The sequence below is a fragment of the Pedobacter paludis genome (assembly GCF_003173575.1).
Lineage (GTDB): Bacteria > Bacteroidota > Bacteroidia > Sphingobacteriales > Sphingobacteriaceae > Pedobacter > Pedobacter paludis.
In genome coordinates this window covers 74,994-81,369 of sequence record NZ_QGNY01000011.1, presented here as the reverse complement: position 1 = coordinate 81,369, position 6,376 = coordinate 74,994, and the positions used below count along the sequence as shown (strand labels likewise).

The window sequence follows — 6,376 nt, the reverse complement described above, 5'->3', positions numbered from 1 at the left end:
TGTAAAATTGGGGAGAGAAGATTATATTTGACCTCCTTTAAGCTACTTGAATCAAACCCCAGAGGCAAAAAGTCGGCTGCACACTTTGGAATAAAACCGAGTGGATACTATTGCTGAAATCCCCAATCAGAGCAGATTTGACGACATACGGTGCTTTTTCCCACACCATGAATGCCGCCAACAAAAACGATGTTATTAAACATATTGACTAATTTTTTTAAATATAAAATAATTAGTTAAGTTTTTGTTTGCGATCTTCTTTTGGTCTTAAGGACGACGATTGCTGTTTTGAACAAGCCACCTAAGTAATGCGTTAAACTTAATTCTATCCTATTAATTAAAAATTCATAGCCTTTCTATGCAAATGCTAAACATGGCCTTAGCTTTCTGTTAAAGATCCATTTGTTTGTCGCGAGCTATATTTTGTTTCCATGGAAGGGAACTTTTGAAGAAAGATTAACTGAGGGCTATTTTTCATATGGACGTTTGAGTTTAGGTTTATGCAATATATGAAATAGGGTGCAAATATCAAGCTGTATGACATAAGACGGTAGTTATACGTTAAGTAAAGTATGAGAAAGGCCAAAAGAATTTCCGAACGTCCTGTAAAGGGAAAATTTTCTAAGAGCGAGAAGGCGCTATTAAATTTAATTGTTGAGTCAATAGTTGAACTTGTAAACAATTCGAATAAAGAAAATTTGCTCCATACAGATAGCAGCCCCCAATAGATATAAAATGTTTTGCCCCTGGAGCGGAATCGAACACTGTTCTTTTTGTAACTATCTAATAAATAGATGTTTATAAACGCTTATTTTGACGTTGTTTTAGGCTTGTGGAATAAACAGCCGTTTTCGAACACCAATAAGCCCTTAATAATCAGTTTATTAAGGGCTTATTGTTCTCGTTCTGTAGAGTCAATCCGCGGAAGTTCGACCTTATTTGAGCACTGTGTAATTATTGTAAGTTTTTAGAATGTGTTGAAGAGTGAATTCGAAGACCAGTATAGGAAGAAAAAGTATTAGAATCTATGTTTACATTCTAATCTTAAAGAGCGTACAACATGCCGAACTTAAATACTGGAAATATTGACTATTCATAAATGTTACTGAGGTAATCTTCCTATTATGGATTAAAGCAACAACCTAAATTAGTAACACGAAAGTAAGACTCGCAAATGGAAATAAATTTCATGAAAGGGAATAACATTGGCCCATACTTTCCAATAATATCTTTAATTCATTGAGCGATACTCATTCGGAGCATACCCAACCGATTTTTTGAAAGCCCTTGTGAAATGCTGCGGATACTTAAAACCAAGCTCATAGGCAATTTCGCTGATCGACATATTACTGCCCATTATCCGTTCTTTGGCAATATCCATTACTTTTAGCTGTATATACTCCATCGCCGTTTTTCCGGTTTCTTTCTTCACCATGTCACCAAAATAGTTTGGAGAAAGATGCAATTGTTCAGCACACCAGGTTACCGCCGGAATACCTAATAATTGTGGCTTGTCAGACTGGAAATACCCCTTTAATAAACTTTCGAATTTTTCAATGTTGCTCTTGTTGGCCTCATTCCGCGTAATAAACTGGCGGTCGTAAAATCGGACGCAATAATTGAGAAAAAGCTCAATATTGGCCGCTATCAGCATTTTGCTGTGCTTATCGGTTCCCTGCTCAAGCTCATACCTGATCTTTTCAAAACAGTCGAGTACAATTTTTCTTTCTTTTTCAGAAAGATGCAGCGCTTCACGCGTCTCGTAAGAAAAAAAGTTATAGTTATCGATATGCTTGCCCAATGAGGTGCCGTGGATCAGGTCGGGATGAAAAAGCAGCGCATAGCCCGAGGGTTTGTAATCCTCATTGATGTCTACATTGATAATCTGCCCGGGGGCCACAAACACCAAGGTTCTGTCCTGATAGTCATAGGTATCACGGCCATATTTGATATCGCCGCATTGAACATCCTTCAGGTAAACGGCATAAAAGCCAAAGTTCATTTTCGATGCGTAAACCTCGGGAGCCGTACCGTGGAAATCGATAATGCTCACCTGTGGGTGCAGGTTTTGCTGATGATAAAACTTATCATGTTCACTTACGGTATCAATTCTCAATACTTTATCCATAACCTTTATTAAAATCTTCTCCAAATTTACCGCTATTCCCATTCAGAACCAATTTTCTATCCCAAACCTGTAAAAGTGGTAAGTAAACCTGTAACCATGGTAAGAAATTATTGGCCGGTTGGCTAGACCTTTGTATTGTCGAAAAGATAATATAAAGTTATGAATATAATGGAAGGAAAAGTAGCACTGGTTACAGGTGCTGCATCAGGATTAGGCCTTGCAACTGCATGGGAATTTGCAAAGGCAGGTGCATTGGTGGCCATGGCCGATTGGAACCTGGAAGAAGTTACCCTGGCTGCCGAGAAGCTGGCAGCAGAAGGATACAAAACATTACCGATTAAATGCGATGTATCTGACGATGCCCAGGTGCACGATATGGTGAAAAAAACTGTGGCACATTTCGGTAAGCTGGATTATGCCTATAACAATGCGGGTGTACAAAACCTGCTGGCCGAAGCTGCCGACCAAACCATAGAGGATTTTGAGCGTGTAAACAGCATTAACTACCGCGGTATATGGAGCTGCATGAAATACGAATTGCAATACATGAAACAACAGGGAAGCGGTGCAATCGTAAACTGTTCCTCTATAGGCGGAATCCGTGCAGGTGCCCAACGTGGTGTTTACCATGGTGCCAAACACGGTGTAATCGGAATTACCACCAGTGCCGCTGTTGAGTATGCCGGTCGCGGTATCCGAATCAATTGTGTGAGCCCCGGCTTATTTTATACCGGAATGGCAAAAGAAATGATCGCCGGTGGACAGAAGGAGGCGCTCGACGGGATGTTGACCATGGTGCCAATTGGCCGTATGGGCCGCCCTGAAGAAATTGCCGCTGCAGTGCTATTTCTATGCAGTGATGCTGCCAGCATGATTGTTGGCCATAACCTGGTTGTAGACGGCGGACTGACCATTTAACCCGACCTGATCAACTTCACTTAGGTTAAACATAATGTGATCCATGTAGTAATACCTTTTGCAGAGCGGACAAAGGCAATAGTAATACTCAGATTTAATACTCAGGAATTAAAACCAAAATGAATAAGCAATGAAGCTGAAAACCATATTATTTACTGCCCTTATAGCCATGGGGGTAACGAACTGCTGGGCACAGGAGCAGGGCAATGGCGATATTTTTCCGAAGGGAAAGTTAACGCAGGCAAACTTTACAGGAACCGTTTACGTGCAGCCCTTGTTGCCCCGTGATAGTATTTTCAACCTGGTAGCGGGAAGTGTTACATTTTCTCCCGGAGCACGCAGCTATTGGCACACCCATAATGCCGGGCAGATTTTAATGGTCATAAGCGGAACAGGCTATACGCAGCAAAAAGGAAAACCCATTCAGATTATCCATAAGGGGGAGGTTATTACCTGTCCGCCAAATGTAGAGCACTGGCATGGAGCATCACCCGGAAGCAGCATGACACATTTATCGTTAAACCCAAATGCCGATAAAGGTGTGGTAACCTGGTTAAGGCCGGTTACCGACGGGGAGTATAACGGAGAAATAGCAAAACAATAAAATTTATGGGCAAACGCGTTTTTTCAAATTTTTTAATGGTGCTGATCACCTGCTTTACGTTAGCTTCGGCTGCACAGCAAAAAAAGAACAACATGGAACAACTGGATAAAAAAGAACAACAAATTGTCGATATTTCGGCGCTGACAGCCATCGGGGATATACCTAAATTAAAGAAAAGTTTAAACCTGGGCCTTGATGCCGGACTAACGGTTAATGAAATTAAGGAAACACTGGTTCAGCTGTATGCTTACTGCGGGTTTCCCAGAAGCCTTAATGCCATTAACGCCTTCATAGCCGTTCTGGATGAGCGCAAGGCAAAGGGGATTAGTGATGTTGAGGGAAAAACCTCCGGGGATATGGCAATAGCAGACAAATATCAATCGGGCAAAAAAAATCTTCAAACCCTGACCGGGGTAGAAGAAAAGAAACTGAGCGGTGCCAATGCTTTTGCACCGGCCATTGATTCCTTCCTGAAAGAGCATCTTTTTGCCGATATCTTTAATCGCGATGTGCTGAGCTTCAAAACGCGTGAACTTATTACCATTTCTGCCCTGGCAGCAATGACGGGTGTGGCGCCCCAGCTCCAGGCGCATATCGGCATGGGCATGAATACCGGTATTAGTGAAACGGAACTTAAAAGCGCCTTTGAGCTGATCGATAAATCCATAAACACCACCCAGGGCAACCTCGCCAGAGAAACACTGCGCAAAGTATTGGCATCCAGAAAACCATAAAACTTACCAAATATGATGATCGGAAAAAAGAATATCTTTTGTAGCATCCTGGTAGTTTCGCTGTCAATCAGTTTTACCGGCAGTTTTGCCCAAACTACACAAGGTTCGGCAAATGAGTGGAAAAACTACGGCAGTGATAAGGGCAGTTCTCAATATTCATCCCTGAGCCAGATTGATTCGGCAAACTTTAAGGACCTGCATATTGCATGGACCTGGCGGTCGGTTGAGGAAGAAATAACCAAAGCGCACCCGGAAATTAAAAGCTGGGTTTGGGAATCTACCCCATTAATGATCGGGGGCGTTTTGTACATCAGTACCTCACTTTCGCAGGTTGCAGCCATTGATGCGGCGAGTGGAAAAACAAAATGGGTGTATGACCCCGAAACCTGGAAAAACGGAACGCCATCAAACAATGGATTTGTGCACCGGGGAGTAGCCTACTGGAAAGACGGACAGGATGAGCGCATCCTGCTCGGTACCGGCGATGGTTATTTAATCGCAGTAAATGCCAACACGGGCAAACCGGTAGATTCCTTTGGAAATGCCGGGCGTATCGATCTTACGCAGGGCCTCGGCAGAACCGTTAACCGGAAACTCTACGGCGTATCGTCGGCACCCATTATCTGCAGAGATGTTGTGGTGGTGGGTACCAAGGTACATGACGTGCCGGTGAGTGAAACGATGCCCCCCGGTGCCGTTCGTGGCTTCGATGTACGTACGGGAAAGCAGGTATGGAAGTTTAATGCCATTCCTCAAAAAGGTGAATTTGGAAACCATACCTGGGAAGCCGGTTCGTGGAAAACGGTTGGCAGCGCCAATGTATGGGCACCGGTAAGCGCCGACGAGGAGCTAGGATATGTGTACCTGCCCTTTAGTACCCCATCAAATGATAATTATGGTGGCGGAAGGTTAGGCTCGGGACTGTTCGGCGAAAGCCTCGTAGCCCTTGATGCCAGAACAGGAAAGCGTATCTGGCATTTTCAATTGGTGCACCACGGCCTTTGGGATTACGATCCGCCGGCTGCGCCAAACCTGATTGATATCAATGTAAACGGCAAGCCGGTTAAGGCGGTTGCCCAGGTGACCAAACAGGGGTTTGTATATGTATTTGACCGCGTTACAGGTAAGCCGGTTTGGGATATCGTGGAAAAGGCGGTACCGCAATCAACCGTTCCTGGCGAAAAGTCGTCGCATACACAGCCTTTTCCAACCCGGCCGGCTGCAATTGACCGCCAGGGAATCACGCCTGACGACGTAGTGGATTACACCCCGGCACTGCGAGACTCGGCAATGGCTGTTTTAAACAAGTTCAACCACGGCCCTTTGTTTACCCCGCCAACACTGGATAAACCTACCATACTGATGCCGGGTATTGCCGGAGGGGCGAGCTGGGCGGGCGCTGCATTTGATCCGGAAACGGGAATGTTTTACGTTCCTTCAAATACCATCCCTTATGCGGTAACACTGGAAAAATCGGCCATACCACACATCGGTTACGATGGAAAAACCGTAGCTGTAGAAACCATTGATGGTATTCCACTATGGAAACCGCCCTACGGAAGGTTGACCGCAATAGATATGCATACCGGAGATCATAAGTGGATGAAACCTATGGGCGATATGTCTACCACGGTTCCGGCACTTAAACCCTTTGCAAAATCGCCGCTTGGGCGCTCTACCAGAAGTCATATCCTGCTTACCAAAACCTTGCTTTTTGTTGCGCAGGAGGGAAGTACCCAAAGGGAGGAAATGGGTGGCGGAGAAGCCGGCGAAAAAGCCAGATCATCCGGGCCAAAATTTCAGGTCATCGACCCGGCTATTGTTGCTTATGATAAAGTTAGCGGAAAAATGGTCGGAAAGATTGACCTGCCAAGAAATGCAACTGCTGCCCCAATCACCTATATGCTGAATGGTAAACAATATATTGCTGTAGCAACCGGAGGTGCCAATCTTGCCCCCGAGCTTATTGTATTATGTCTAAATTAAATTAAA

The 6,376-nt window shown here is 44.3% G+C and carries 5 protein-coding genes; 4 read left to right on the top strand and 1 reads right to left on the bottom strand.

The window, feature by feature from the left end; genetic code table 11:
- Positions 1-1,231: 1,231 nt before the first annotated feature.
- Positions 1,232-2,128 (bottom strand): helix-turn-helix domain-containing protein, encoded by an 897-nt coding sequence (locus DF947_RS21630; protein ID WP_109932833.1) that lies wholly within the window; start codon positions 2,126-2,128, stop codon positions 1,232-1,234.
- Between the two features lie 159 nt (positions 2,129-2,287).
- Here DF947_RS21630 and DF947_RS21625 point away from each other — a divergent pair, with 159 nt between their 5' ends.
- The 4 genes from DF947_RS21625 (at position 2,288) to DF947_RS21610 (ending at position 6,370) form a co-directional block, all read left to right on the top strand.
- Complete coding sequence (locus tag DF947_RS21625; protein ID WP_109932823.1) at positions 2,288-3,046, top strand: SDR family NAD(P)-dependent oxidoreductase; 759 nt, start codon at positions 2,288-2,290, stop codon at positions 3,044-3,046.
- Positions 3,047-3,176: 130 nt separating this feature from the next.
- The gene (locus DF947_RS21620) at positions 3,177-3,650 is read left to right on the top strand and encodes a (R)-mandelonitrile lyase (RefSeq protein WP_109932820.1); all 474 of its coding nucleotides are present in this window, start codon (positions 3,177-3,179) and stop codon (positions 3,648-3,650) included.
- A gap of 5 nt (positions 3,651-3,655) precedes the next feature.
- Positions 3,656-4,384, top strand: a complete 729-nt coding sequence (locus tag DF947_RS21615) for a carboxymuconolactone decarboxylase family protein (RefSeq protein ID WP_205940833.1) — start codon at positions 3,656-3,658, stop codon at positions 4,382-4,384.
- Between the two features lie 12 nt (positions 4,385-4,396).
- On the top strand, positions 4,397-6,370 hold the full coding sequence (locus DF947_RS21610; RefSeq protein ID WP_205940832.1) for a pyrroloquinoline quinone-dependent dehydrogenase: 1,974 nt from the start codon (positions 4,397-4,399) through the stop codon (positions 6,368-6,370).
- Positions 6,371-6,376 lie beyond the last annotated feature (6 nt).

Bases quoted from the DNA above. Each gene is read 5' to 3' on its own strand.
- DF947_RS21630 (WP_109932833.1), bottom strand. From the start codon at position 2,128: ATGGATAAAGTATTGAGAATTGATACCGTAAGTGAACATGATAAGTTT.
- DF947_RS21625 (WP_109932823.1), top strand. From the start codon at position 2,288: ATGAATATAATGGAAGGAAAAGTAGCACTGGTTACAGGTGCTGCATCA.
- DF947_RS21620 (WP_109932820.1), top strand. From the start codon at position 3,177: ATGAAGCTGAAAACCATATTATTTACTGCCCTTATAGCCATGGGGGTA.
- DF947_RS21615 (WP_205940833.1), top strand. From the start codon at position 3,656: ATGGGCAAACGCGTTTTTTCAAATTTTTTAATGGTGCTGATCACCTGC.
- DF947_RS21610 (WP_205940832.1), top strand. From the start codon at position 4,397: ATGATGATCGGAAAAAAGAATATCTTTTGTAGCATCCTGGTAGTTTCG.